This window comes from Arcanobacterium sp. S3PF19 (genome assembly GCF_000758825.1).
Classification (GTDB): domain Bacteria; phylum Actinomycetota; class Actinomycetes; order Actinomycetales; family Actinomycetaceae; genus Arcanobacterium_A.
On record NZ_JRMX01000005.1, the window covers coordinates 132,285 to 155,531 of the forward strand.

General features: G+C 56.3%; 23 protein-coding genes, 1 tRNA gene and 1 pseudogene. 4 read left to right on the plus strand and 21 right to left on the minus strand.

Features of this window, described 5'->3' with window-relative positions; translation table 11 throughout:
* Positions 1-3 precede the first annotated feature (3 nt).
* Both HMPREF1631_RS01080 and HMPREF1631_RS01085 read right to left on the minus strand, forming a co-directional pair.
* Entirely contained in the window at positions 4-360 is a 357-nt protein-coding gene (locus tag HMPREF1631_RS01080) for a hypothetical protein (RefSeq protein ID WP_052046905.1), read from the minus strand.
* Between the two features lie 195 nt (positions 361-555).
* Positions 556-641, minus strand: a tRNA-Leu gene (locus HMPREF1631_RS01085).
* Between the two features lie 231 nt (positions 642-872).
* Here HMPREF1631_RS01085 and HMPREF1631_RS01090 point away from each other — a divergent pair.
* Positions 873-1,304, plus strand: a pseudogene (locus HMPREF1631_RS01090) (phosphoribosyl-ATP diphosphatase); the annotation flags it as partial.
* 13 nt (positions 1,305-1,317) lie between these two features.
* Here the strand turns inward: HMPREF1631_RS01090 and HMPREF1631_RS01095 are convergent.
* Positions 1,318-1,815, minus strand: a complete 498-nt coding sequence (locus HMPREF1631_RS01095) for a hypothetical protein (RefSeq protein ID WP_034231300.1) — start codon at positions 1,813-1,815, stop codon at positions 1,318-1,320.
* 178 nt (positions 1,816-1,993) lie between these two features.
* Here HMPREF1631_RS01095 and HMPREF1631_RS01100 point away from each other — a divergent pair, with 178 nt between their 5' ends.
* Both HMPREF1631_RS01100 and HMPREF1631_RS01105 read left to right on the plus strand, forming a co-directional pair.
* Positions 1,994-2,470, plus strand: a complete 477-nt coding sequence (locus HMPREF1631_RS01100) for a tRNA (cytidine(34)-2'-O)-methyltransferase (protein WP_034231303.1) — start codon at positions 1,994-1,996, stop codon at positions 2,468-2,470.
* 133 nt (positions 2,471-2,603) lie between these two features.
* On the plus strand, positions 2,604-2,939 hold the full coding sequence (locus HMPREF1631_RS01105; RefSeq protein ID WP_034231306.1) for a helix-turn-helix domain-containing protein: 336 nt from the start codon (positions 2,604-2,606) through the stop codon (positions 2,937-2,939).
* Here HMPREF1631_RS01105 and HMPREF1631_RS01110 read toward each other — a convergent pair.
* The 3 genes from HMPREF1631_RS01110 to glgA form a co-directional block, all read right to left on the minus strand.
* Positions 2,893-3,750, minus strand: a complete 858-nt coding sequence (locus HMPREF1631_RS01110; protein WP_034231307.1) for an RNA methyltransferase — start codon at positions 3,748-3,750, stop codon at positions 2,893-2,895. The two genes, HMPREF1631_RS01105 and HMPREF1631_RS01110, sit on opposite strands and share 47 nt — an antisense overlap.
* A 7-nt stretch (positions 3,751-3,757) precedes the next feature.
* The gene (locus HMPREF1631_RS01115) at positions 3,758-4,564 is read right to left on the minus strand and encodes an ABC transporter ATP-binding protein (protein WP_034231309.1); all 807 of its coding nucleotides are present in this window, start codon (positions 4,562-4,564) and stop codon (positions 3,758-3,760) included.
* 64 nt (positions 4,565-4,628) lie between these two features.
* Positions 4,629-5,864 (minus strand): glycogen synthase, encoded by a 1,236-nt coding sequence (glgA, locus tag HMPREF1631_RS01120; RefSeq protein ID WP_034231312.1) that lies wholly within the window; start codon positions 5,862-5,864, stop codon positions 4,629-4,631.
* 142 nt (positions 5,865-6,006) lie between these two features.
* On the opposite strand from glgA, the gene glgC reads away from it, so the two are divergent.
* A complete protein-coding gene (gene glgC, locus HMPREF1631_RS01125; protein ID WP_156956174.1) occupies positions 6,007-7,251 on the plus strand; it encodes a glucose-1-phosphate adenylyltransferase in 1,245 nt (414 codons plus the stop codon).
* Between the two features lie 26 nt (positions 7,252-7,277).
* Here glgC and HMPREF1631_RS01130 read toward each other — a convergent pair whose 3' ends face one another.
* The 15 genes from HMPREF1631_RS01130 to HMPREF1631_RS01200 form a co-directional block, all read right to left on the minus strand.
* On the minus strand, positions 7,278-8,891 hold the full coding sequence (locus tag HMPREF1631_RS01130; protein ID WP_034231316.1) for an ABC-F family ATP-binding cassette domain-containing protein: 1,614 nt from the start codon (positions 8,889-8,891) through the stop codon (positions 7,278-7,280).
* Between the two features lie 70 nt (positions 8,892-8,961).
* Entirely contained in the window at positions 8,962-9,297 is a 336-nt protein-coding gene (locus HMPREF1631_RS01135) for a metal-sulfur cluster assembly factor (protein ID WP_052046906.1), read from the minus strand.
* A complete protein-coding gene (sufU, locus tag HMPREF1631_RS01140; protein WP_034231318.1) occupies positions 9,298-9,762 on the minus strand; it encodes a Fe-S cluster assembly sulfur transfer protein SufU in 465 nt (154 codons plus the stop codon).
* Between the two features lie 12 nt (positions 9,763-9,774).
* A complete protein-coding gene (locus HMPREF1631_RS01145; RefSeq protein WP_052046929.1) occupies positions 9,775-11,067 on the minus strand; it encodes a SufS family cysteine desulfurase in 1,293 nt (430 codons plus the stop codon).
* A gap of 58 nt (positions 11,068-11,125) precedes the next feature.
* On the minus strand, positions 11,126-11,878 hold the full coding sequence (gene sufC / locus HMPREF1631_RS01150) for a Fe-S cluster assembly ATPase SufC (RefSeq protein WP_034231320.1): 753 nt from the start codon (positions 11,876-11,878) through the stop codon (positions 11,126-11,128).
* 51 nt (positions 11,879-11,929) lie between these two features.
* Entirely contained in the window at positions 11,930-12,259 is a 330-nt protein-coding gene (locus HMPREF1631_RS01155) for a non-heme iron oxygenase ferredoxin subunit (RefSeq protein WP_034231321.1), read from the minus strand.
* A complete protein-coding gene (sufD, locus tag HMPREF1631_RS01160; protein ID WP_232215385.1) occupies positions 12,252-13,382 on the minus strand; it encodes a Fe-S cluster assembly protein SufD in 1,131 nt (376 codons plus the stop codon). The genes HMPREF1631_RS01155 and sufD overlap by 8 nt, the downstream gene beginning before the upstream one ends.
* A gap of 13 nt (positions 13,383-13,395) precedes the next feature.
* Positions 13,396-14,835: a Fe-S cluster assembly protein SufB gene (gene sufB / locus HMPREF1631_RS01165; protein WP_034231325.1), complete on the minus strand. Its 1,440-nt coding sequence runs from the start codon at positions 14,833-14,835 to the stop codon at positions 13,396-13,398.
* A gap of 34 nt (positions 14,836-14,869) precedes the next feature.
* Positions 14,870-15,553 (minus strand): metalloregulator ArsR/SmtB family transcription factor, encoded by a 684-nt coding sequence (locus HMPREF1631_RS01170; RefSeq protein WP_034231507.1) that lies wholly within the window; start codon positions 15,551-15,553, stop codon positions 14,870-14,872.
* A 535-nt stretch (positions 15,554-16,088) separates the two neighbouring features.
* Positions 16,089-17,729 carry a murein biosynthesis integral membrane protein MurJ gene (gene murJ / locus HMPREF1631_RS01175; RefSeq protein WP_156956175.1) on the minus strand — a complete coding sequence of 547 codons (1,641 nt, stop codon included), beginning with the start codon at positions 17,727-17,729 and terminating at the stop codon, positions 16,089-16,091.
* Positions 17,671-18,507 (minus strand): hypothetical protein, encoded by an 837-nt coding sequence (locus HMPREF1631_RS01180; RefSeq protein WP_052046908.1) that lies wholly within the window; start codon positions 18,505-18,507, stop codon positions 17,671-17,673. The genes murJ and HMPREF1631_RS01180 overlap by 59 nt, the downstream gene beginning before the upstream one ends.
* Before the next feature lie 18 nt (positions 18,508-18,525).
* Positions 18,526-19,503 (minus strand): copper transporter, encoded by a 978-nt coding sequence (locus HMPREF1631_RS06700; RefSeq protein ID WP_156956176.1) that lies wholly within the window; start codon positions 19,501-19,503, stop codon positions 18,526-18,528.
* Positions 19,504-19,505: 2 nt separating this feature from the next.
* Positions 19,506-20,690: a putative cytokinetic ring protein SteA gene (gene steA / locus HMPREF1631_RS01190; protein WP_034231327.1), complete on the minus strand. Its 1,185-nt coding sequence runs from the start codon at positions 20,688-20,690 to the stop codon at positions 19,506-19,508.
* A 4-nt stretch (positions 20,691-20,694) separates the two neighbouring features.
* Positions 20,695-22,392, minus strand: a complete 1,698-nt coding sequence (gene recN, locus HMPREF1631_RS01195) for a DNA repair protein RecN (protein ID WP_034231328.1) — start codon at positions 22,390-22,392, stop codon at positions 20,695-20,697.
* The gene (locus HMPREF1631_RS01200) at positions 22,389-23,231 is read right to left on the minus strand and encodes an NAD kinase (protein ID WP_034231331.1); all 843 of its coding nucleotides are present in this window, start codon (positions 23,229-23,231) and stop codon (positions 22,389-22,391) included. Before HMPREF1631_RS01200 ends, recN begins: the two co-directional genes overlap by 4 nt.
* Positions 23,232-23,247 lie beyond the last annotated feature (16 nt).

Genomic DNA, 23,247 nt, shown 5'->3' on the forward strand with positions numbered 1-23,247 from the left:
ACGTCAGTCTCCGTAGTCCAGATCGTCTTCGTCGTCGTAGGCAAAACCGCCGTCATCGAATTCTTCGTCGTCGAACTCCGAATCAAATTCTTCGTCGTCTTCATCCCCGGCGAAGTCGGCACTCTCCGCGGAAAATGCCGAATCGGAATCTTCGGTTTCCTCCGCATAGGTATCGAACGGCGCCTCGATGCCAAACCGGGTAAAAATCGCATCATCGTAGACGGTGTACGCATCCGCAAGGCGGTCGGCGGCGCGCAGCACGGCCGGTGAATCGGGATCTTTGAATTCATGCACGGCGCTGTTGAAATTTTCCAGCGCATTTGCCAATTCCCGATATGCATTAAGTGATTCGTCGTCCATAGCAGAATCGTATCTTACCCCGCTCTTTATTGCCAGCAGAACAGCCGCCGCGCCGGATTCTGAAACGCCTGCCCGAACGGCCGCTCCCGCCTTCCGGCATGGGGCGCTGCGGAATAAGGAAAATCCGGATAAAAAATACCGGCGGGACGAGCCGCCGGAGAGCCGAACAGTATCGGAAACAAAATGTCAAAACCGTGCGCGGAGGGGGACTTGAACCCCCACCCACTAATGCGTGGACTAGCACCTCAAGCTAGCGCGTCTGCCTATTCCGCCACCCGCGCGTTTAATAACGTTAAATAATCTATCACGGACAAACACCTGTTACAAAATTGCCGCCCGCCTTTTCGGTGTGACTTATCTAATGCGTGCCCGACGCGGAAAACACCTGAAAAAGAAAGAGCATCTCCCAAAACCAAATAACACAATCCCCGAAACAAAGATAGAATGCAGAGTGAAGAATAACTCTCCGTGAGAATCAAGGAGCGGAAATGACTGCATTGGATCCAAACCGTCCGGAAGATCTGGTTCGCCGGTTTCATGAAGTATACGGATTGCCGGTTAAAACGGATACACCCAACGTCGACAGACAACGCGTCCATATGCGCATGAGGCTGATTGCCGAGGAATTTGCCGAACTTTTTGGCGCGGTTTACGGCAGCAGGGCACGCGAAATAGTTGAAGAGGCCACCGCCCGGGCCGCAGCCGCGGACAGCCGCAGACGCGATACCGTGGAAACCGCCGACGCGTTGGGAGACTTGATATACGTAATTTACGGGATGGCTTTGGAAACGGGAATTCCGATGGGTGCGGTACTGGCCGAAATCCAGGCCTCGAACCTTTCAAAACTCGGGGAAGACGGAAAACCCATCTACCGCGAAGACGGAAAAGTCCTGAAAGGCCCGCATTTTTTCCCGCCGAATCTGAAAAAAGTGCTCGGAATCTGAAAAAGTGCCCGGATTAGGGTAAATCCGAAGCGGTATTTTCCCCGTTTTCCCCCTGCCTGTTTTCTTTTTCCGGGCAGAGCGGCCCCGCAGCGGAACCGTCAAGCGTTGCGCACAGAATTTCTCCCGAAAGACGGTCGATTCTGCTTTGAATCTTCTTCATCTCCGATTTTTTCAGTTTCGGGCTCATCGCCTCCAGGACCGGAAGGGATTTTTCGATCTGCGCCAGCTCCCCGCGCCAAAGGCGTATCTGCTGTTTTTCCCGGGTGCCGTGCGAACCGCAGTCCAATACGGCGGCCTGACGCGCAAGAATTTCCAGACGCCGCGCGATATCCATGTTTACCGATCCGCAGGCCCGCTCTTTTTCCGCGCAGGACGAAACACCGGCCGGCGACTGAAAAAGGGAATTTTCCCGCGCAAGACGCTTTAGCCGCGGACCGTATCTGTGCAGCGCACGTGCCACCGTCGGGCCGGCGACTGCCGCTGTTTTCAAAAGCAGTTTAATTTTTCCCATCGCTCCCCTTTTCACGCAGAATCAGTTTACCAAAACCGGGAAGAAAACTTTTCTTCGGAAAAGGTTTTGAAAAAATACGCACGGGAAATCCGTGCGGCGCGCCCGGGATTTTCTTCTTCGCCGGCTATACACTAGTCTTGAAAAGGATCGCAACAACATTTGGAAAAGGTGCGTTTAATTGCTGCATTTTGTTTTTCACGAACCCAAGATTCCCGGAAATACGGGCAACGCAATCCGTCTTGCCGCCTGCACGGGAGCCACCCTGCATTTAATCGAACCGCTGGCCTTTGATTTTTCCGACACGCATCTGAAACGCGCCGGCCTTGACTACCACGATCTGGCAACCGTAAAAATTCACCGCAACTGGGAAGCGGCAAAAGAGTATTTCGGCGCGGACGCAAGGGTATTTGCGCTCACCTCGCATACGGAAAACAACTATGCGGACGAATCCTACCGAGACGGAGACGTACTGCTTTTCGGCACGGAACCCACCGGTCTTCCTGCCGAAATTTTAAATGATCCGTATATCGCAAAGAAACTTCGCATTCCCATGCTTCCGGCCCGCAGATCCCTGAATCTGTCCAATTCGGCCGCGATTGTGGTCTATGAGGCCTGGCGGCAGCTGAACTTTTTTGCTTCCGCGCCCGTTTCCTGAATGCCCCGCCGGTGCAAAAGGCGCCCGCGTGCGAACGCAGGTGTCTTTTTGCGTTATGGCAGGCTGCAGACCCCACAACAGACCGTGTATACACAGCCGACATTCAGCTGTGCATCTCGTATCAATATAAGTTATGGAGTGTAGCGCAGCTGAACTGATTCTTTCAAAGACACTGGCCAGGCATATCCGCAGAAGACGCGAAGAGCTGCACAAATCACAGGAACAGGTGGCACTGGACGCGGGAATAGACCGCAACCATTATCAGGTAATAGAATCGGGACGTTCCGACCGCCGAAGCAACAATCCGCTTAATCCGCAGCTGTTTACCCTGGTAAAAATAGCAAACGCACTGGAATGGTCGGCCATAGACCTGCTTGCCGAACCGCTGGCATATTATCAGGCGGCAAGCGCGGGCAATACCTCTACTGCAGTTCCCACGCTGCCAGCGCGCCGGCAGCCGCCACGTTGAGGGAATCCACTCCGTCATACATCGGAATCACCACCGAATACCGGCTGCGGGCAATAGTTGTCTGCGACAGTCCGTCTCCCTCCGTTCCGAGAATCAGCGCAATTTTCGCCCCGGAAGCGCACACCTCGGGCAGGGAAGCGAAATCGCGCAGAGAAAGGGCGTCCGCACGCAGGGCAAGAGAAGCGGTTATCCATCCGCGCTCTTCCAGCATTTTTATTTCCTGCGGCCATTTTTCGATGCGCGTCCAGGGAATATGAAACACATTGCCCATCGACACCTTCACGGACCGGCGGTAGAGAGGGTCGGCGCACGAGGGCGTCACCAGAATTCCGTCGACGCCCAGCGCCGCGGCGGAACGAAAAACAGCCCCCACGTTTGTATGGTCAACAAGATTTTCGAGAACAAAAATCTTTGCCCTCCGCTTTTCCTTCCGCGCGGTATCCTCAATCCGGCACAGAAAATCCGCCGTACCGGGCAGGCACGGACGCTCGAAGGAAGCCATCGCCCCGCGGTGGATCCGATACCCGGTAATCGACTTTATCTGCCCGCTGCCGGTGAGAAAAACCGTTACCCCGCTGTCTGTGCGATGATATTTATCCAACAGCCGCAGAATATCGGCCAGCCACCGTTCCTCCAGCAAAACCGCGCGCGGACAGTGCCCGGCGGCAAGACTGCGTTCGATAACTTTCAGCCCCTCCGCGAGATACAGACCGCGGCGCGACTCCAGCTTTCGGCGCAGCGCAACATCCGTAAGCCGCACAAAATCATCGAGACGCGGATCGGAAAGATCATCGGTATGCACAATATCCATATCCGTATCACCGCCCCGGCATATTTTCCGTATTTCGCGCCGAAACGGAGAACCTCCCGCCGTGCCGCGAAATTTCAAGATCCATGCCGAAAAGAGAGGAAATGCGTTCCGAAGTAAACACGCTTTCCAACGGTCCGCAGGCAAATACCTGCCCGCCGCGCAGCAGCAGGGCGTGCGTAAAACCGGGCGGAATCTCCTCCGCGTGATGCGTTACCAGCACCATAACGGGTGCGCTTTGGCTGCGCGCCAATTCTTCCAAAGAGCGCAGCAGCTGTTCCCTGCCTCCCAAATCGAGCCCCGCGGCCGGCTCGTCCAAAATGAGAATTTCCGGGTTGGGCATCAGGGCCCGCGCAATTCCCACCCGTTTTTTCTCCCCGGAAGACAGCGACGAAAAAGTGCGCCGCGCCAAATGGGAAATGCCCAGATCCGCCAGTAAGCGCATCGCCCTGGAATCATCCTGCGCGGCATAACTTTCGCGAAAAGATACCGATACGCCGTAAGCCGCGGTGCGTACGGCATCCAAAACGGATATAGGGGAAGGAAACTTCGCATCCCGGTCGGCAGAGGAAAGACCGACAAGCGAACGGATCTGCGCGGGATCGGTTTGCCCCAAATCCTCGCCAAGCACACCTATTTTTCCCTCATCGGGGCACATTCTGCCCGCCAAAAGCCGGATCAGTGTGGTTTTTCCCGCGCCGTTCGGACCAAATACAACCCATCGCTGTCCTTCGTCCACAGACCATGAAACGCGGTTTAAAATTTCCCTTCCGCCGCGCCGCACGCACACGTGCCTCATTTCCACTGCATTATCCATAACGCTGTCCCCTGCCGTTTTCCGTTTTCCCGCGGACCTCCCGAAGTGTCCGGCCCAAAGTAATCTAGCCCAAAATGCTTCGGTAAAAATCCATGGTTTTTACGGCAATTGCCGACCAGGAAAAATACTTTTCCACACGTTTTCGCCCTGCGGCTCCGTACTCGCGTGCCAAATCCCGGTCCGTGCACAGACGGTTCAGCGCGGCGGCGAGATCGGATTCAAATTTCTCCGGGTTCAAAGGCGTGCCCGTGCCGTCGTTCAGCTGCTCAATAGGCACAAGCAAACCGGTTTTTTCGTGCTCGATGCAGTCCGGGATTCCTCCCGTTGCCGTTCCCACCACCGGCAGGCCGGCTCCCATTGCCTCAAGATTCACAATCCCCAACGGTTCGTAAACAGAAGGTGTCACAAAAACGGTTGAGCAGACTTCCAAGGCCAGAATCTGGGGCTGCGTCAGATTATCCTCAATCCAGACCACGCCTTTCCGCACTGCTTTCAGCCGGGCAACCAGCTCCCGCGTCTCCTGCGCAATCCGGGGAGTATCGGCAGCGCCCGCACACAAAATCACCTGCACGCCCGGGTCCACTTTCCGCAGCGCGCGCAAAAGCCAGGGAACGCCTTTCTGCCGTGTTATTCTGCCGACAAAAATCACCGTGGGCCGCCGCGGATCCAGGCCGTAGCTGCGGAAAAAGTTTTCTGCCTGCTCCCGGGCCGAATCAGTCTGCGGAGCCTTCCAGGTATCCAAATCAATTCCGTTGTGAATCACCCGCACGCTTTTCGGATCCAGGCTCGGATAGCAGCGCAGAATATCGTCTTTCATCGCATGCGAAACGGCCACGATTCCCGCGGCGTTTTCGTATGCGGCTTTTTCAATCCACGATGAAACCCGGTAGCCTCCGCCGAGCTGCTCCTCTTTCCAGGGACGCAGCGGCTCGAGGGAGTGGGCCGAAATTACATGCGGAATACCGTGCAGCAGTCCCGCGAGATGTCCGGCAAAATTCGCATACCAGGTGTGTGAGTGCACGATATCCGCGCCCGCCGCACACTGCGCCATCAGCAGATCGGTCCCCATCGTTTTTAACGCCGGATTTGCCTGCGCCAACTCCTGCGGGCAGTCATACCCGCGTACGTCGATCCCTGCGGGAAGATCCGGCACCGCCCGGCCCGCACGCCGGGCGCCGTCAAAGGCATGCACGCGTACCTGCGCGTATTTGCGCAGTACTTTTGCCAGTTCGGTAACGTGCACCCCTGCCCCGCCGTACACAAAAGGAGGAAATTCCCTGGTCAGTAAATCTATCCGCATCGGTGACACCTTTCGCCGGTCATGTCGGTAAACAAGTAAACAAACACCGTATCCATTGTATGGCGAAACACCCGGCAAAAGGCTACTATTAAATTGAGTGTTTAAGTTCTTTTCTCAACGGCGAGCGGACGGGATGGCTGATATGGGCGGAATACCAAGGGTTCTGGCAATTGTACTGGCAGGCGGTGAGGGAAAACGCCTAATGCCGCTGACTGCGGAAAGAGCAAAGCCCGCCGTGCCTTTCGGCGGAATCTACCGGCTGATAGATTTTGCCCTGTCAAACATAGTAAATTCGGGATTTTTGCGCATTATCGTGCTTACGCAGTACAAATCGCACTCTCTGGACCGCCACATCGCACAGACCTGGAGAATGTCCACGCTGCTGGACAACTACGTTGCTCCCGTGCCCGCCCAGCAGAGAAAAGGGAAAAACTGGTTTCTGGGATCGGCCGACGCCGTCTATCAGTCGCTGAACATTATCGAAGACGACTCCCCGGATTATGTGCTGATCACGGGTGCGGACAACATCTACCGCATGGATTTTTCGCAGATGCTTTCCCAGCATATAGACACCGGAGTCGGACTGACCGTCGCCGGAATCCGTCAGCCGAAGGAGCTTTCTTCGGCATTCGGCGTAATTGAGACAGTGCCGGACAATCCGCGCAAAGTCCTGCAGTTTCTCGAAAAGCCGGCGGACTGCCAAGGCCTTCCGGACTCCCCGAACGAGATTCTGGCCTCGATGGGAAACTATATTTTCACCACCGAAGCGCTTATCGAAGCCCTTAATTCGGATGCGCAGGACGCGTCCTCGCAGCATGACATGGGCGGAAATATCGTGCCTGCGTTTGCTCGGGAAAATGACTGCGGAGTATACGATTTCTTTTACAACGACGTGCCCGGTTCAATGGACCGCGACCGCAATTACTGGCGGGACGTGGGCACAATCGATTCGTTTTACGAAGCCAATACGGATTTAATTTCGGTAAATCCGATTTTCAATCTGTACAACGACAAATGGCCCCTTTACACAGGCTACACGGGTCTGCCGCCGGCAAAATTCGTTTATGGGCACCATGAGCGTCTCGGTCACGCGCTGGACTCGATTATTTCTCCCGGAGTGATTGTTTCCGGCGGAGAAGTAATGGCCTCCGTGCTCTCTCCGCATGTCAGAGTCAATTCATGGTCTTCGGTGCGCAACTCCGTTATTTTTGACCATGTAAACATCGGCCGGAACGCCACCGTAGTGAATGCCATCGTGGATAAATTTGTGCGCATAGACGAAGGCGCACAGCTGGGAATTGACCGCGAACACGATCTGGACCGCGGATTTACCATTACCGACAGCGGAATTGTGGTGGTTCCCAAAGGCTCGCACGTCAGGCGCTGACACACCCGAAATACGCACAGACCCGCTCATCCAAGGGAAAGCAGTTCCAAATAGTCCTCGGACCACAGGTCTTCATCGCCCTCCGGCATAATCAAAACACGGTCCGGGTTCAGTGCACGCACGGCGCCCTCATCATGCGTAACCAGAATAACCGCTCCGCGGTATCTGCCCAGTGCTTTGAGAATCTCCGCGCGCGAAGCGGGATCCAGGTTATTGGTCGGCTCGTCAAGAAGCAGCACATTGGCTGCGGACACTACCAGCATAGCCAGTGCCAGACGTGTCTTTTCCCCTCCCGAAAGCACTTTTGCGGATTTGTCTGCCTCATCGCCGGAAAACAGAAAAGATCCGAGTACTTTGCGCACATCGGTTTCGTTGAATTGGTCGGGCGCGGCCGAGCGCATATTTTCCGCCACCGTTTTGTCTGCGTCGATCGTTTCGTGTTCCTGCGCGTAGTATCCGAGTTTCAGTCCGTGGCCGTGCAGCACTTCACCCGACTGCGGCTCTTCCAAACCCGCAATAATTTTCAGCAGCGTGGTTTTGCCCGAACCGTTCCCGCCCAGCACCACAATGCGGGAAGTACGGTCCACCGCCAAATTCAGCTTTTGAAAAACGCTCAGACTCCCGTAGCTTTTCCCCACATTCCGCAGCGTGAGCGGATTTTTCCCGCAGTGCGCCGGATCGGGAAACCTAAACGCCGCCACTTTTTCCGCTTTGCGCTCCTCCTGCGTTTTGCCAAGCAAATCCAGTGCGCGTTTTTCCATATTCTGTGCGGCCGTTGCCTTGGTTGCCTTGTAACGCATTTTATCGGCCTGTGCCAGAAGCTCGCGTGCTTTGCGCTGCGCATTTGCCCGCTCCCGCCGCCGGCGTTTTTCGTCGGTTTCCCGCTGTTTGAGATAATCGTCCCAGCCGAGACTGTACACGTCCACCGTGTCGCGCTCCGGATCCAGATGCCAAACCCGGTTCACCGTGTCGCGCAGCAAATCCACGCTGTGGGAAACAACGATGCATCCTCCCGCGTAACCGCGGATCCAATCGCGCAGCCAGAGCACGGAATCATGGTCCAAATGATTTGTGGGTTCGTCCAAAAGCAGTGTCTGCGCCCCGGAAAAAAGAACACGCGCCAACTCTACGCGCCGGCGCTGCCCGCCGGAAAGAGTATGCAGTTCCTGCCGTAAAACACGCTCGGGCAGCCCCAAAGCCGCGGTGATCTCGGCTGCCCGGGCATTGGCTGCCCATCCTCCCGCAGCCCGAAACTCCGCATCCAGACGCGCATAACGTTCCATCGCCTTTTGCTGCCGGGGCCCCTCACGGCCCATTTCCAGCTCGGCTACGCGGATTTGGCGCAGTTTATCGGCAATTCCGCGCACGGAAAGCACCCTGTCGATGCCCCTCCGGTTCGGGTCGCCCACTTTCGGATCCTGTGCAAGATAGCCAATCCGGTCTTTCACCGACAGCGTGCCGGTGTATTCAACCGCACCCGCATCGTTTCCCAAACCGGCCAGGGTTTTCAGAAAAGTTGTTTTTCCCGCGCCGTTACGCCCCACCAGACCTATTTTCTGCCCTTTGCCGATACTCAGATTCACTTCTTTCAGCAGTGTGCGGGCGCCGATGCGCAGAGAAAAATTCTGTAATGTGATCACCCAGCTATTCTAAGGGCAATTGTGCGGAAGCGAAAAAACGAAACAGCGGCTGTTGCCCACAGCTCACGTGTCAGACGTTAAATCCCAGCGCCCGCAGCTGGTCGCGTCCCTCATCCGTGATTCTGTCCGGGCCCCACGGCGGAAGCCACACCCAGTTAATCCGAAAATCGTCTACCAGACCGGATACCGCCATCCGCGACTGTTCCTCAATCATGTCTGTGAGCGGACAGGCGGCAGAGGTGAGCGTCATATCGGCTACTGCCGATTTTCCGTCAAAAGTCAGACCGTAGAGCAGACCCAAATCAACGATATTGATCCCCAGTTCGGGATCTATCACATCGCGCAGAGCCTCCTCAATATCCGCAACGGTCACAGCCTTTGGCTGCTCCTGGCGAAAATCTGCCATCTATTTTTCTCCTTTGTCCGATGCTGCCCGGTCCGCCGCGTCGCGCAGAGCCATCCATCCCAGCAGAGCGCATTTTACGCGGGCGGGAAATTTGGAGACACCCTGAAACGCAGCCGCGTCTTCCAATATATCCGTCTCGGCTTCGGTCAGTTCGTGACCGCGGTTATCCATCATCTTTCGGAACGCGGCAAACACCTCGGCGAACTCATCGAGACTTTTGCCTTCCAGCATCTGCGTCATAATCGAAATCGAAGCCCGGGAAATCGAGCACCCCTCGCCTTCCCAGCCGACTTTTTCCAGCTTTGTGCCGTCATCGCTCAGTTTCACCTGCATTTTTACCTCATCCCCGCAACTGGGATTCACCTGAAACGATTCTCCCTGCGGGTGATCAAGCTCCCCTTCTCCGTAACGCTCTTTTGAAGCGTCGAGAATAATCTGCTGATAAAGCTGTTCCAAATCATTCAAAATGATTTCTCCTCATTCAACTCCGAAAAATCCTCTCACCTGCCGCAGTGCTTCAATAAAACGGTCAATGTCGGCAACCGTATTGAAGGGGGCAAGCGAAGCCCTACTCGAAGAGAATACACCAAAATGACGGTGAACCGGCTGTGCGCAGTGGTGTCCTGTGCGTACAGCCACACCGTACGAATCGAGCAGCTGGCCGACATCGTGGGGATGGACCCCCTCAACCTGAAACGCAACCGCACCCACACGGTTCTCCGCCGTGAGCGGACCGAGCACACGCACATGCCCGACACCGGCAATTTCATGCAGCAGATATCCGGTGAGATATTCTTCGTAAGCGGCAATTCTGTCCATTCCCGCAGCCTGAAGATATTTCGCCGCGGCTCCCAGACCGATTATCTGCGTAACGGGCTGCGTGCCGGCCTCGAATCTGGCCGGCATACCCTTATAGGTTGTTTTTTCCATGGTGACCAGCTCAACCATGGATCCCCCGGTCATCACCGGCGGAAGCAGGGAAAGCAGTTCTTTTTTGCCGTAAAGTACGCCTACACCCGTAGGGCCGTACATCTTATGCCCGGAAAAAGCAGCGAAATCCACGTCCATCCGGTGCAGATCCAAAGGCAGATGGGGAACGGACTGGCAGGCGTCCAAAACAGTCAGCGCACCCGCGCGGTGTGCGATCTGCGTCAGCTCCGAAACGGGGGCGATCGCCCCCGTCACGTTGGACACATGGGCGAAAGCAACAATTTTCGTCCCCGAATCGATCACACCGGCCGTATCCAGATCCAGACGGCCGTCTGCAGTCAGATCAATCCACCTGAACTCCGCTCCCGTGCGGGCACACAGCTCCTGCCACGGAACGAGGTTCGCGTGATGCTCGGCGCGCGTAACCACCACGGAATCGCCTTTGCCCAGGACCAGGCGCGAATCGGTTGCGGAAGAATCATTTTCCCCGCGTCTGCCCCGCGTGTAGTTGTCGATCGCGTAAGCCAGCAGATTCAGCGATTCGGTGGAATTTTTCGTCCAGACCAATTCCTCCGTTTCCGCGCCGACCAATTCCGCCACGGCCGCGCGGGCGTCTTCGTATGCAATCGTGGATTCCTCGGCAAGCCGGTGCGATCCGCGGTTTACGGCACCGTTGTGGAAGCACATCTGCTCGTTCACAGCATCTATAACCTGCTGCGGCAGCTGCGCCGTGGCACCGGCATCCAAATAGACAAGATCGTTTCCTCCGCGTACCTTCCGCCCCAAAATCGGGAAATCTTCCCGCCTCACAGGCTGTTTTGGTATCTGATCCGTGCACATAATTTCCGGCTTTCTTTTCTTTTTGCGTGTTCCGACAGAAAAATCGGGAATAAAAACTTTATTCCGCTTCGTACTTTGCGTATCCTTCTTCTTCCAGGCGGTCGGCAAGTTCCGGACCGCCGGAGAGAGCCACTTTTCCGTCCACAAACACGTGGACGAACTGCGGTTTGATGTAGCGCAGAATTCTGGTGTAATGGGTGATAAGAAGGATGCCGTTGCCGTTCGCCCGGTGTGCGCGGTTCACGCCCTCCGATACCAGACGCAGGGCGTCCACATCCAGACCTGAATCCGTTTCGTCAAGCACCGCAAATTTTGGTTTCAGCAACTCCAGCTGCAGAATTTCCAAACGCTTTTTTTCGCCGCCGGAAAATCCGAAATTAACGTCACGGTTGGCAAAATCCGCGTTGATTTTCAGATTTTCCATCGCCGTTTTCATTTCCTTCACCCATTCGCGCAGCTTCGGAGTCTCCCCCGAAACCGCCGTTTTGGCGGCACGCAGAAAGTTTGACACCGACACTCCCGCCACTTCCACGGGATACTGCATTGCCAGGAACAGTCCGGCGCGGGCCCGGGCGTCGGCGGTCATTTCAACGATATTTTCGCCGTCGAGGAGCACTTCCCCCTCTGTGATCTTATACTTCGGGTGCCCCGCAATCGAATACGCAAGCGTGGATTTACCCGAACCGTTCGGACCCATAATCGCATGGATCTCGCCGTCCCCGACGGTCAAATCCACGCCTTTCAGAATCTGTTTCTCGCCTTCCGGCGTTTCCACGGAGACATGTAAATTTTTAATTTCCAGGTTTGACACGTTATTTTCTCTTCTCTTCGATGTTTCGGTTAGATTTGACTGCCTGTCAGGCTAATCGGCGTCCAGTTCCACGAAAACCGATCCGCTGCGCACGTGCGTCGGATAGGTTTTTACGGGTTTGGTTGCGGGAAGTGTCCGGGGATCTCCGGTAGCGAGATCAAACACGGCCCCGTGTCTTGTGCACTCAATGGTTTCTTCGTCCACAAACCCGTCCGAAAGTTTGAAACGACCGTGGGAGCACCGGTCTTCCAGGGCATACCAGTTGCCGCTCTCACTGTGCACAAGGGCAATGGCAATTGCGTTTCCGGCCGCTGACGCAAACTCAAAGCGCGCCGCCTCCCCCGTGGCAACGGCATCCACCGGACACAGTTCTTTAAGCATTTTCGCCCTCCATCGTCCGCTGCAGCTCTTCTTCAATGGCCTGCATCAGGTGCTGCTGCACGGAAGGCACTCCGATCTGGCTGATCAGTTCCGCGAAGAAGCCCCGGACAACCAGACGCTTCGCCTCCCGTTCCGGAATTCCCCGGGACTTCAGATAAAACAGCTGCTCATCATCGAATCTTCCGGTGGCAGAAGCATGGCCGGCCCCCTCGATTTCACCCGTTTTGATTTCCAGATTCGGCACGGAATCGGCCCGCGCGCCGGGAGTGAGCACCAGATTACGGTTCAGCTCATATGAACTGCTTCCCTCGGCTTTGGCGCCGATGAGCACATCCCCAACCCACACGGAATGTGCGTCCTGCCCCTGAAGTGCGCCTTTGTATGTCACGTTGGAACGGCACTTCGCAATACTGTGATCCACAAACAGCCGATGTTCCAAATGCTGGCCGGCATCCACAAAATATGCCCCCAACAGGTTTACGTCCGCTCCGCTGTCGGCAAAATCAACCGAAGTCGTTACGCGGACCGTGTTTCCGCCCAGCGTCACCACAATATGCCGGAAAGACGCATTGCGTCCGACCCTGATTCTGTTGGAGAGCATATGCGCCGCACTGTCGTCCCAATCCTGAACCGTAACCACGGTCAGATGGGAACCCTCTTCCGCCAGGATTTCGATTCCTTCGGTAAGCCGCGCGCTTCCCTCGTGGTTTATGATCACGGTCGCCTCGGAAAATTCTTCCGCCGCAATCAGGATATGCATCCCGGCAACCGCGCTTTCCCCTTCGCCGCGGACGCCAACCATTATTTCCTTCTCCGGATGGGCATTCTTCGGCACGGTAATCACATGGGCTTCCGTAAAAGATTCCCAGGCCAGGGCGCCGGTGCGGTCCTCCGGGCCGATTATTTTCCCCAAACGCGGATCGGTGCGCGAGGCGCGCTCGTAAACCGCATCTCCCCGCACCTGAACGGCGGGAGCTTTGCCGCAGGCCGAATCGGCAAAAAAATCGGAAATCCGTTCAACCGGGGTAAAACGCCATTCCTCTTCACTTCCCTGCGGAATATCGTAATCGCTTACCCGAAACGAGAGCGGACGGTCTGCACGGGAAAAGACATGCTTCTTCATAACTTCGGACATTTTATCCTACGGATCCTTCCATTTGCAGTTCAATGAGACGGTTCAGTTCCAGTGCGTATTCCATCGGCAGTTCGCGCGCAATGGGCTCCACGAAGCCGCGCACGATCATGGCCATCGCCTCCGTCTCCTCCATTCCCCGGCTCATCAGATAAAACAGCTGGTCCTCCGAGACTTTCGACACGGTTGCCTCGTGTCCCATCTCCACGTCGTCCACGCGCACATCCACATACGGATAAGTGTCGGTACGGGAAATCTGATCGACCAAAAGAGCATCGCAAAGCACGTTTGATTTTGAATGTACGGCATTCTCGTTTACCTGCACCAAACCGCGGTAGGAAGAACGCCCGCCGCCGCGGGAAACGGATTTCGAAACAATCGACGAAGACGTATTGGGCGCCATATGCACCATTTTCGCCCCCGTATCCTGATGCTGCCCTTTGCCCGCAAATCCGATCGAAAGCGTTTCGCCTCTCGCGTGTTCGCCCATCAGATACACGGCCGGATATTTCATCGTTACCTTTGATCCGATATTTCCGTCGACCCATTCCATCGTGCCGCCCTCTTCCACAACGGAACGCTGGGTAACCAGGTTGTATACATTGTTCGACCAGTTCTGAATGGTGGAATAGCGCACGCGCGCACCCTTCTTCACAAAGATTTCGACTACTGCCGAATGCAGGGAATCCGACTTGTAAATCGGAGCTGTGCAGCCTTCCACGTAATGCACATAGGAATCCTCGTCGGCAATAATCAGCGTGCGTTCAAACTGCCCCATATTTTCCGTATTGATTCTGAAATACGCCTGCAGGGGAATCTCCACGTGGACGCCTTTCGGCACGTAAACAAACGATCCGCCGGACCATACGGCCGAATTCAGGGAAGCGAATTTGTTGTCTCCCAGCGGGACCGCCTTGCCGAAATACTCTTTGAAAATTTCCGGGTATCTGCGCAGCCCGGTATCGGTATCGAGAAAAAGCACACCCTGTTTTTCCAGATCCTTGCGGATCTGCTGGTATACAACCTCGGACTCGTACTGTGCCGCCACGCCGGCAACCAGCCGCTCCTTTTCCGCTTCGGGAATTCCCAGACGGTCGTAGGTCTCCTTGATGTCTTCCGGCAGTTCATCCCACGAGCTGGCAACCTTGTCGGTAGTTTTCACGTAATACTTGAAAGAATCAAAATCAAGTACGGACAGATCCGCTCCCCAAGTCGGCATCGGGCGGCGTTCAAAGAGTTTTAACGCCTTCAGACGTTTCTTCAGCATCCACTGCGGCTCGTTTTTCTGCGCCGAAATATCACGCACTACCTCTTCACTCAGCCCCCGGCGGGCATTCTCGCCGGCAACATTGGAATCGTGCCAGCCGTAGGCGTAATTGCCGATCGAAGCAATTGTTTCTTCCTGGGTCAAAGTTTCCTTTGCGCCCGGTACTGTTTGCGACATTTATATCCTTTCACGTTGTTTCGCAACGCATCTGCTACATACCCGGATGGGTACGGTGAATCTTTGGTGTCCCAAGCGGGATATTGGTGGTACAGACGTGACCGCCGTTGGCAAGTGTGGAAAGACGCTGGATCGGAATTCCCAGCAGACGGGCAAAGGCGCGTGTTTCGGCTTCGCACAGCTCGGGAAATTCCTGCGCCACGGCATGCACCGGACAGTGCCCCTGGCACAGCTGCAGCGCCAGGCCCTGCGGACCTCCGCGGCGCAGCGTCGTCATAAACCCGTCCCGGTCAAGCATTTTTGCCAGGGCGATGACGCGTTCCGGAGGGTTTGCCCCTGCGGATTCCAAAAGTGCCCGATACCGTTTCTCCAATGCCTTTGTGCGGCGGTTTACAAATTCTTCCACCCCGTCTTTGCCCAAATTTTCCCGCACAAAGTCCAGCACCTGATTTGCCAGTTCGGAATATGCTTCGCCAAGCTGTGACTGGCCTTTTGAAGTTGCCACGTAACGGCGCGAGGGGCGGCCGCGTTTCAGAGGCGCGGTTACCGGCCCGTCGTATACTTCGATAAACGAGTCATCGATAAGTGTGGAAATGTGTCTGCGGACGGCGGCAGGTGTAAGAACCAGCATTTTTGCCAACTCCCGTGAGGTGATCGGACCTCTTTCCACAACGAGACGCAGAATCTGTTCCCTTGTGCCCAAATCGTTTCGGTCCATTTTCACCCCCACGGTTAATACCCTTTATGCAACATTCTTGTTGCTAAAATAGTTTTATGCAAGTCAAAAAGCGTAAAGTGAAATCTTTCAATTTTTGCACGGCTACCCGCACAAACGCATATTTTTACCCAACGTGCGCCGATCGCCAAAACAACAGCGCAGAATATGGAAGAAAGCGGAAAACTCTCTCCGGGTGTCTCTAAAATACGCGAAATAAAACCGTTGGGCAATCCGTTTTATCTTTCCGCTTCCGCGAGACTTCAAAAAATAAAAAACTTTTACGCACGAATTACACACGAATAGACAGCTCTCTGCACGCGCAGAGCCACACTGCCAATAACGGCAAATCTTTTAACGGCAGAATCACCCCGCCAAAGGCTTTCCGGGCAGGAGCATTCAGCTAATCCCCATGTTTGCCCATCTCCCCGAACGGCTTATAAATATAAAGGTTTATCCCGATCTTTTAATATCTGTCCGGCGCTCTTTCCACAGCGTTCTTTTCAAAATCGGTTACCGCTTCGGCACGTCCCGGCACTCAGCGGATATGATCGCTTTTCACTGCGAAATTCAGTATTTTCCGGTCGGTGAGCGCAACTGCGGCCGCAACCGCAATCAGTACAGCCGCTGTACCTGCAATAACGGCACAGCACACTCCGAAGATACCCGGGCCCATTCGGAGCAAAATTGTTTCCACGCACTGCCGTCCGCCCCAAACGGCAAACGGAAGCAGCACGCACAGTATGCCAAACATCCGTGTGTATCCGGCAAAAATACGTCTGCCGAAAATTCTGCACAGTGTGAGATAGGTGAAAAATACACCCACAGTCATTCCTATGCTCAGCGCGGCGCCGATTCCCGCCAGCGCGGAAAAACGCCCGTGAACACCGAAATGCGGCGCCAAAAGCAGCACGGCCGCCGCCGCACCCCAGGCAAGTGTGTTGACCCATACCACTTTCCGCCCCAAATGCAGCGCATAGAGCACGCGCGCACCGTGATACAGCAGGGAATATCCGACAAGCGCCGGCGCCGAAACCCACATCGCGAAATCCAAAAACGCGATGTTCCGCCCCAGCTCGAGAACGATCTTCGCAGGCAGAGCCAAAACGGCAAGCAAAGCCGCAGCCGCGAAACCCAGCAGCAGCACAAGTTTCGTGGATTTTGCCACCAGCAGGCACAGCTCTCTGTTTCTGCCCATTTCCGCCGCAGCCGAAATTCGGGGAAAAACCGCCGTTGCCACCGGCACGGCCAGCACGGCGTAGGGAACCATAAAAATTGAGAACGCATAGCTGAATGTGGTGTAGGCTCCGACACCGCCGAAAGCGTTGGCAAAATACATAATCATTACGATCACAATCTGCTGCGCACTCAGTGCGGCCAGGCCGGCACCCGCCAAATGCACGGTTCGGCGCGCAACGCCCGGCGGAAATTTCCATGTAGGAGAAAGTCTGCATATCTTCAGCACGGGAATGAGCTGCGGCAGAGAAAAAAGCACAACACCCAAAGTAGTACCCAGCCCCAAAAGAAGAGCCGCTTTCACGGGCAGTGTTCCCGCATCCTGCAAATGGCCCACATATCCGGCGTATCCGCAAAACACCGCAATCACCGTCACCGACGACAAAAGCGGGGAAAGAGCCGGAAGCACAAATTTTCGGTGTGCCTGAAGGATGCCTGTAAATACAACCGACAGACCGTAAAGCGGAATCTGCAGCGCAAACAGCCGCAGCAGAAACGAAGCCAGCCGCACCACACCAGGATCCGCATTCTTTCCGAACAGCATTCCCGTTACCGAATCGGCGCACAGCATCACCAGAAACGAGATCGGAAGCCCGACCGTCAGCACCCATGTGACGAGGGCCGAGGCGGTCCGGGCCATCTTTTCCTTTTCGCCGCGGGCCAGAAATCCGGAAATCAGGGGAATAACCGCCCCCGCAAGGGCGCCTCCGGCGGCAACCTCAAATAAAACATTGGGCACGGTGTTGGCGGTGTCGTAGGCAGTGGCAACCGTTCCGTCCGAGACCGCCCAGGACTGTGCCAGTTTGCGCAGCAGACCCGCAAAACGGGAAAACACGGTCAGCAGGGCAATTACTCCCGCCGCGCCGGCAAAACCGCGTGTTATTTTAGCTGCCCGGGGCATAATCGCTGCGTCCCAGCCGATCCAGAGCGGAAAGAATTTCACTGTCTTCGATTACGCGCGAAAACGACACCTTCTCGCTGAGCAGAGTCAGGGCCGTAATCCCCGAGAGGGACAGCAGACGCAGGGCACGCGAACGCGAAGCGCTCAGCGCCACACCCAAAGACGCGCCGAGAGCATTTGCCCCCAAATCCCCGAGCATTGTCTTTCCCGCAAGATCGTCGGGAAGAAGACAGACAGCCGATCCCAGCACCGAAGATCCGATGCCCCTTCCCCGTCCGGGCAGAGTCAGTACGGACAGCGCCGCAGCCGCTTTCAGCGACCTTCCCGGACGCAGATCAAAGAGATTGAGCAGATTTGCCATCCCTGCCGTAATCACCGTATTCACTGCCGTGTCCGAGATTCTTCCGACACGGCTCCCGCCGTTTTCCCGTATAATACGGGACGCACACAGGGAACCGGAGCCGATAATCAGAATTTTCAGCAGACCCGACGTTATCTCCCCGTTTTTCAGGGCACCCAAATGCCCTCTGAAGCCCTTGCCGCGGGCCGCAAATTTATTTTCGCACCGGTCGTCGATCCACCCTGCCAGGGCTGCGGCACAAGTTGCACTCAGTGCGCCGCGGCGCAGTTTTTTCCCACCGGAAAAAACGTTGCCCGCAAGCACCGCTCCCACGGCCGCCACGCCTTCCGTCAGGGAAACGCTGCCCCCGGAAAAGGAAGTCCGTTCCCAATGCGGGCCTTTCAGATTTTTCGCCGCCGCTTTCGTGCAGCAGAAACCGGCTGCGGCACCGGCCGCAGGCAGCAGTATGTTTTTCAGCATTTTTACCTCTCTGCCGTGTTATTGCGCGGAAGCGGATGCGTTTTTGCCGGCTTCCGTGTGCTCCCCGATTACCGCGTCAACACCGTCGGCAAGACCGTAGGAGACCGTCTTGCCCTGAAAATCCGCCGCCAGCGCCAGCGGAATATTTACCATGGCCAGAGCCGGTTCGATTGCGTCGGCGGTAGAGATGTTCAGTCGCGCCGTGCGCGCCACGAGCACCAAATCATTTTGCGAATCCGCATTTCCCGACAGCACCGCGGGCATCTGCTCCCCTGCCGCGGAGATGAGGGCACTAAACATTTTTGTGTTCATATCCTGCTGTTTTGCCTGCCGTGCATTGCGCGGATGATCTTTGGACGGCGGATTGTCCGGCACATCGGGAGCCAGAATCACAAGCCCGTCTGCCTTATTCGCCCCTGCCTGCGAAAAATCCGCCACCTGCACATCCGAGGAACCGAATATATCGTACAGCGGTTTCTCTTCCGGGGATTTTATTCCGCCTTTCAGCAGTTTCAGCAGGGCAAGCGAAATTTTTCCGTTCGCGTCTTTCACCGCCGCGGCTTCGGGAAGCACGGTCTGAATCTGCCGGGCAAGCTGTTCACGCTCTCCGTTTTCCCCCAGTGCCGTCCAGTTTTCCGTAATCTGCACCGTGCCGTTTACCGCGGCTCCCGCGGCAGTCAGCACATCCCGGGTTTTTTTCACGATATCGTCTTTCACTCCGGGAAGCACGGCAATCGAAACGTTCATGTCTTTCAGTGTGTTGCCCACCAGCGTCGGGGCGGCAGCTTCCCAGGCACGCGCCTGGCCCGAATTGCGTATGGTCAGCGATTCGTTTTCCGATTTCAGGGCGCTGTTTGCCGCCCGCAGTGAATCCACTTCCGCGGAAAGTCTTTCCCCGATGGAATTCTGCAGCGGGCCGGCACCCAGAATAATTCCCACCGCCAAAGCAATAAATACGGAAATCAGCGACACCAGATGATAGCGAAAATCAATCATTTTTACCACCTAAAAAGACCTTTGAACCAATGTGCGGCATCCGAAATCCATACCTGCACCAAACCGAAAAATACCTGCCCTGCGGAAGTGGAATACATTGCCGCGCCGATTGCCAGCACTCCCGCCGCCGCCAGCAGAACCAGCGGCCAGGTTGGGATCCGTGCCCGATAAAGCCGGGAGACGCCTTTCGCGTCAATCAGTTTTGCACCGACCTGGAGCCGGGTGAGAAACGTGGAAGCCATTCCTTTCCGCCCTTTGTCCAGATATTCAATCAGTGTCGAGTGCGTCCCCACCGCCACAATCAGTTCTGCTCCCCTGTCGTCGGCAATCAGCATTGCCACGTCTTCGGAAGTGCCGGTAACGGGAAACACCACATAGTCCACGCCCAGATTTTCCACGCGTTTCTTTCCCGGGGCGCGTCCGTCCCGGTAGGCGTGTACTATAATTTCCGCTCCGCACAGCAGTGCCTGATCGGAAACGGAATCCATGTCACCGACAATCATATCCGGTTTGTAGCCCGCCTGAAGAACGGCATCCGCGCCGCCGTCCACACCGATAATAACCGGACGGCATTCGCGCACGTAGTGGCGCAGTGCCTCCAAGTCTTCCTTGTATTGGTATCCGCGCACCACAACCAGCGCATGGCGTCCTTTGAAATTGGTTTTGATATTTTTCGGCACGCCCACGCCGTCCAGAATCAGATCCTGTTCTTTTTCCACATATTCCATGGTGTTCGCGGCGAAGGCCTTCAGCAGCGCGGGAATCCCCCGGCGCGCAATTTCCAGATCGCGGCGGTTTGTTTCCTCCGTCTGCACCGTCCCCTGCGCCACCGCCGTTCCCTCGCAGAGCACCTCGCCGGTGTGCAGAATCTCAACCGTGGTCCCCTCGGGAATATCCATTATTTTTTCGCCCAAATTGTCGATCAGCGGAATTCCCGCAGACAGCAAAATCTCCGGACCCGGATTCGGATATTTTCCGGAAGTGGATTTTGCCGCGTTCAGCACTGCCAGGGGTCTGCATTCCACAAGGGCCTCCGCCGAGACGCGGTCGATATCTTCATGGTCGATTACCGCAATATCACCCGTCGTAAGGCGCTTGGTCAGATTTTTGGTGCGTCTGTCGCTCTTGACCATCCCGCTGATTGCCGGATCACAGCCTCCGTCGCCGGACCACAGTTTTCCAAACATGATTCTATTCCTCCGTTGCGCCCAGCTCCAGCAACTGGGCAGCGTGGATCCGCGCCGCAGTTGAATTTGTCTGCCCGGAAAGCATTCGTGCCAATTCCGCCTCTCTTTCTTCGCCCTTCACTTCCTGCACAGTGGTAAAAGTTTCTTTCCCGTCGGTAGTTTTGCTCACTACCAGCTGAGTATCCCCGAACGCCGCAACCTGGGCCAAATGCGTTACCACGATAACCTGTGCCGTCCGTGCCAGGCGGGCAAGACGCCGCCCCACCTGCAATGCGGTTTCCCCGCCGATACCGGCATCAATCTCGTCAAACACGAATGTGTGCCCCCGAAGACTGTTTTTCTGCGCGAGGACGACTTCCAGCGCGAGCATAATCCGCGACATCTCACCTCCGGAAGCCGTCTGCGCCAACTGCGCGAATCGGGCCCCGGGATGCGCCGAAAGAAGAAAAGACACATCATCGCCTCCCGTTTCCGAAAGCTGTCCGGCTTCCCGTACGCGTACCGTAAACTGCGCACCGGCCATCGACAGTTCCCGCAGCTGCCCGCTCACCTGCCGGGAAAGTTCCCCGGCGGCCCTGCGCCGGATATCCGATATTTCTCCCGCCAGTTTTTGCAGTTCTTCGCGTGTTTCGGAAACCCGGGTTTCCAGCTCCCGCAGATATTCGCGGGGATCCTGCGCTGCCGAAAGTTCTTCCCGCGCCTGCCGGCAGCGTTCAAGCATCGTCGGAATGTCCATTGCCAGATCGCGCTGAATTTCGTTCAGCGCGGCCCGCCGCCCGTAAATGCGGTCCAGCTGCCCGGGATCGGCGTCCGTGTTTTGCAGCGCCGCATTTAATTCCGTGCTTACATCGGAAATCAGCTGCGCGGCATCCGTAAGTGTGCGGGCGTGCTGCGCGAAATCATTTTCTTCGCCCCTGGACAGTTCCCTTATCGCCGAATCCAACAGAGACAGCACGCCCTGCGCCGAATCCGACCCGTCCAGCAGCGTAAGGCTCCCGCATAAAATCTGCCTGTAAGTTTCGCTGTGTTCGAGCCTGTGCGCCCGGGCACGAAGTTCCTCTTCTTCCCCGATCTGCGGATCTACGGCTTCCACGCGCCGGATAAGTGCTTCCAGGGCAAGACGCCTGGCACCGTAACCGCCGAGATCGTCTTTTGCCGCGGTATACCTCCCGGTCAGCTGTCTGTAGTGTTTCCACTGCCGCACATAGTCGGCGTAGACGCGAAGTTCGCGAATGCGCGCATACCCGTCCAATGCGCGCAGCTGGTCGGATTTGTTTCCCAGCCGCAGCTGATCGGCCTGCCCGTGCACGGTAAAGAGCCGGCCGGCAATTTCTTTCAGTACGGCGGCAGGAACTCCCGCTCCGCCTACCCGGGCCCGCGACCGTCCGGTCTGCGAGACCTGCCGCAGCACTACAAGCGTAGCTTCGTCCCCGCACAGATCCACACTGCCTCCGCTGTCTTCGGCTGCGGCACACACTTCGCTGTCGGCGGGAATTTGGAAGATTCCCTCAACAGTGGCTTTCTCCGCTCCTTCGCGCACCAGCGACGCATTCGCCTTCGCTCCCATGAGCAGCTGCAAAGAAGTCAGTGCCATGGTTTTGCCGGCACCCGTTTCCCCGGTAATTACCGTCATCCGGGGATGAAAATACAAAGAGGAGGAGGCGATTACGCCCAGATTGCGGATTGAAATTTCTTCGATCATGATTCGTCGCCTCCCTGCACTCTCCATCCTGTCACCGGCAGCTGAAATTTCGCCACCAGACGTTCGGAAAAAGGCGCGTCGTTCAGTCTTGCCAAACGCACGTTTTCGCTGCCTCTGGTGACGCTCAGCACCGATCCGCGCGCAAGGGGAAGAGTGCGCCGCCCGTCGCAGGTCACCGCCGCCGTGTCTTCACTTATCCTAACGGTCAGAACGGAATTTGGCGCAACCACCATCGGCCGCGTAAAGAGCGCATGCGCCGCAACAGGCACGAGTACCATGGCCTGTACGTCAGGCCAGACAATCGGGCCTCCCGCGGAAAAATTGTATCCCGTGGAGCCGGTCGGGGTGGAAATCAGAATACCGTCTGTTTTAAACGAGGAAACGCCGTGCCCGTCGACTGCCACATCAACCCCGATCATCCGCGAAGGCGGCGCCTTCGCAATCGCCGCCTCGTTCAGCGCCCAGCCGCAGACGGTCTTTCCCGTCGGGTATTCCACGGTCAGGTCAACGGTCATTCTTTCGTCCACGGACCATTCCCGGGCAATAATCGCATCTGCCACATTCCTCAGGGAATCACGGTCGACTTCCGCAAGAAAACCGACATGGCCGTAATTAATGCCCAAAATCGGTTTCCGCAGTCCGCGGGCCCGCTCGGCGGCCCACAGAATCGTGCCGTCGCCGCCGAAAACCGCGATCAGTTCCGTACGCGACAAATCGGCGTGGGCACGGGCATCCACAACTTCTATTCCGGCCGCTTTCATGTATTTTTTGAAAGAAAGAATCGAGGAGTAAATATCCGAACGCGAACTGTGCGCAATCAGCGCAATGGATCGTGCCATGCAAATTCTCCTCTAC

What these genes read in the sequence shown, in the direction of transcription:
- HMPREF1631_RS01180 (WP_052046908.1), bottom strand. Translation starts at nt 18,507, where the DNA reads ATGCTGAAAAACATACTGCTGCCTGCGGCCGGTGCCGCAGCCGGTTTC.
- glgC (WP_156956174.1), top strand. Translation starts at nt 6,007, where the DNA reads ATGGGCGGAATACCAAGGGTTCTGGCAATTGTACTGGCAGGCGGTGAG.
- HMPREF1631_RS01155 (WP_034231321.1), bottom strand. Translation starts at nt 12,259, where the DNA reads ATGCTTAAAGAACTGTGTCCGGTGGATGCCGTTGCCACGGGGGAGGCG.
- HMPREF1631_RS01135 (WP_052046906.1), bottom strand. Translation starts at nt 9,297, where the DNA reads ATGGCAGATTTTCGCCAGGAGCAGCCAAAGGCTGTGACCGTTGCGGAT.
- HMPREF1631_RS01095 (WP_034231300.1), bottom strand. Translation starts at nt 1,815, where the DNA reads ATGGGAAAAATTAAACTGCTTTTGAAAACAGCGGCAGTCGCCGGCCCG.
- HMPREF1631_RS01110 (WP_034231307.1), bottom strand. Translation starts at nt 3,750, where the DNA reads ATGGATATTGTGCATACCGATGATCTTTCCGATCCGCGTCTCGATGAT.
- glgA (WP_034231312.1), bottom strand. Translation starts at nt 5,864, where the DNA reads ATGCGGATAGATTTACTGACCAGGGAATTTCCTCCTTTTGTGTACGGC.
- recN (WP_034231328.1), bottom strand. Translation starts at nt 22,392, where the DNA reads ATGATCGAAGAAATTTCAATCCGCAATCTGGGCGTAATCGCCTCCTCC.
- HMPREF1631_RS01145 (WP_052046929.1), bottom strand. Translation starts at nt 11,067, where the DNA reads ATGTGCACGGATCAGATACCAAAACAGCCTGTGAGGCGGGAAGATTTC.
- HMPREF1631_RS06700 (WP_156956176.1), bottom strand. Translation starts at nt 19,503, where the DNA reads ATGATTGATTTTCGCTATCATCTGGTGTCGCTGATTTCCGTATTTATT.
- steA (WP_034231327.1), bottom strand. Translation starts at nt 20,690, where the DNA reads ATGTTTGGAAAACTGTGGTCCGGCGACGGAGGCTGTGATCCGGCAATC.
- HMPREF1631_RS01115 (WP_034231309.1), bottom strand. Translation starts at nt 4,564, where the DNA reads ATGGATAATGCAGTGGAAATGAGGCACGTGTGCGTGCGGCGCGGCGGA.
- HMPREF1631_RS01105 (WP_034231306.1), top strand. Translation starts at nt 2,604, where the DNA reads ATGGAGTGTAGCGCAGCTGAACTGATTCTTTCAAAGACACTGGCCAGG.
- sufB (WP_034231325.1), bottom strand. Translation starts at nt 14,835, where the DNA reads ATGTCGCAAACAGTACCGGGCGCAAAGGAAACTTTGACCCAGGAAGAA.
- HMPREF1631_RS01170 (WP_034231507.1), bottom strand. Translation starts at nt 15,553, where the DNA reads ATGGACCGAAACGATTTGGGCACAAGGGAACAGATTCTGCGTCTCGTT.
- sufD (WP_232215385.1), bottom strand. Translation starts at nt 13,382, where the DNA reads ATGAAGAAGCATGTCTTTTCCCGTGCAGACCGTCCGCTCTCGTTTCGG.
- HMPREF1631_RS01080 (WP_052046905.1), bottom strand. Translation starts at nt 360, where the DNA reads ATGGACGACGAATCACTTAATGCATATCGGGAATTGGCAAATGCGCTG.
- HMPREF1631_RS01200 (WP_034231331.1), bottom strand. Translation starts at nt 23,231, where the DNA reads ATGGCACGATCCATTGCGCTGATTGCGCACAGTTCGCGTTCGGATATT.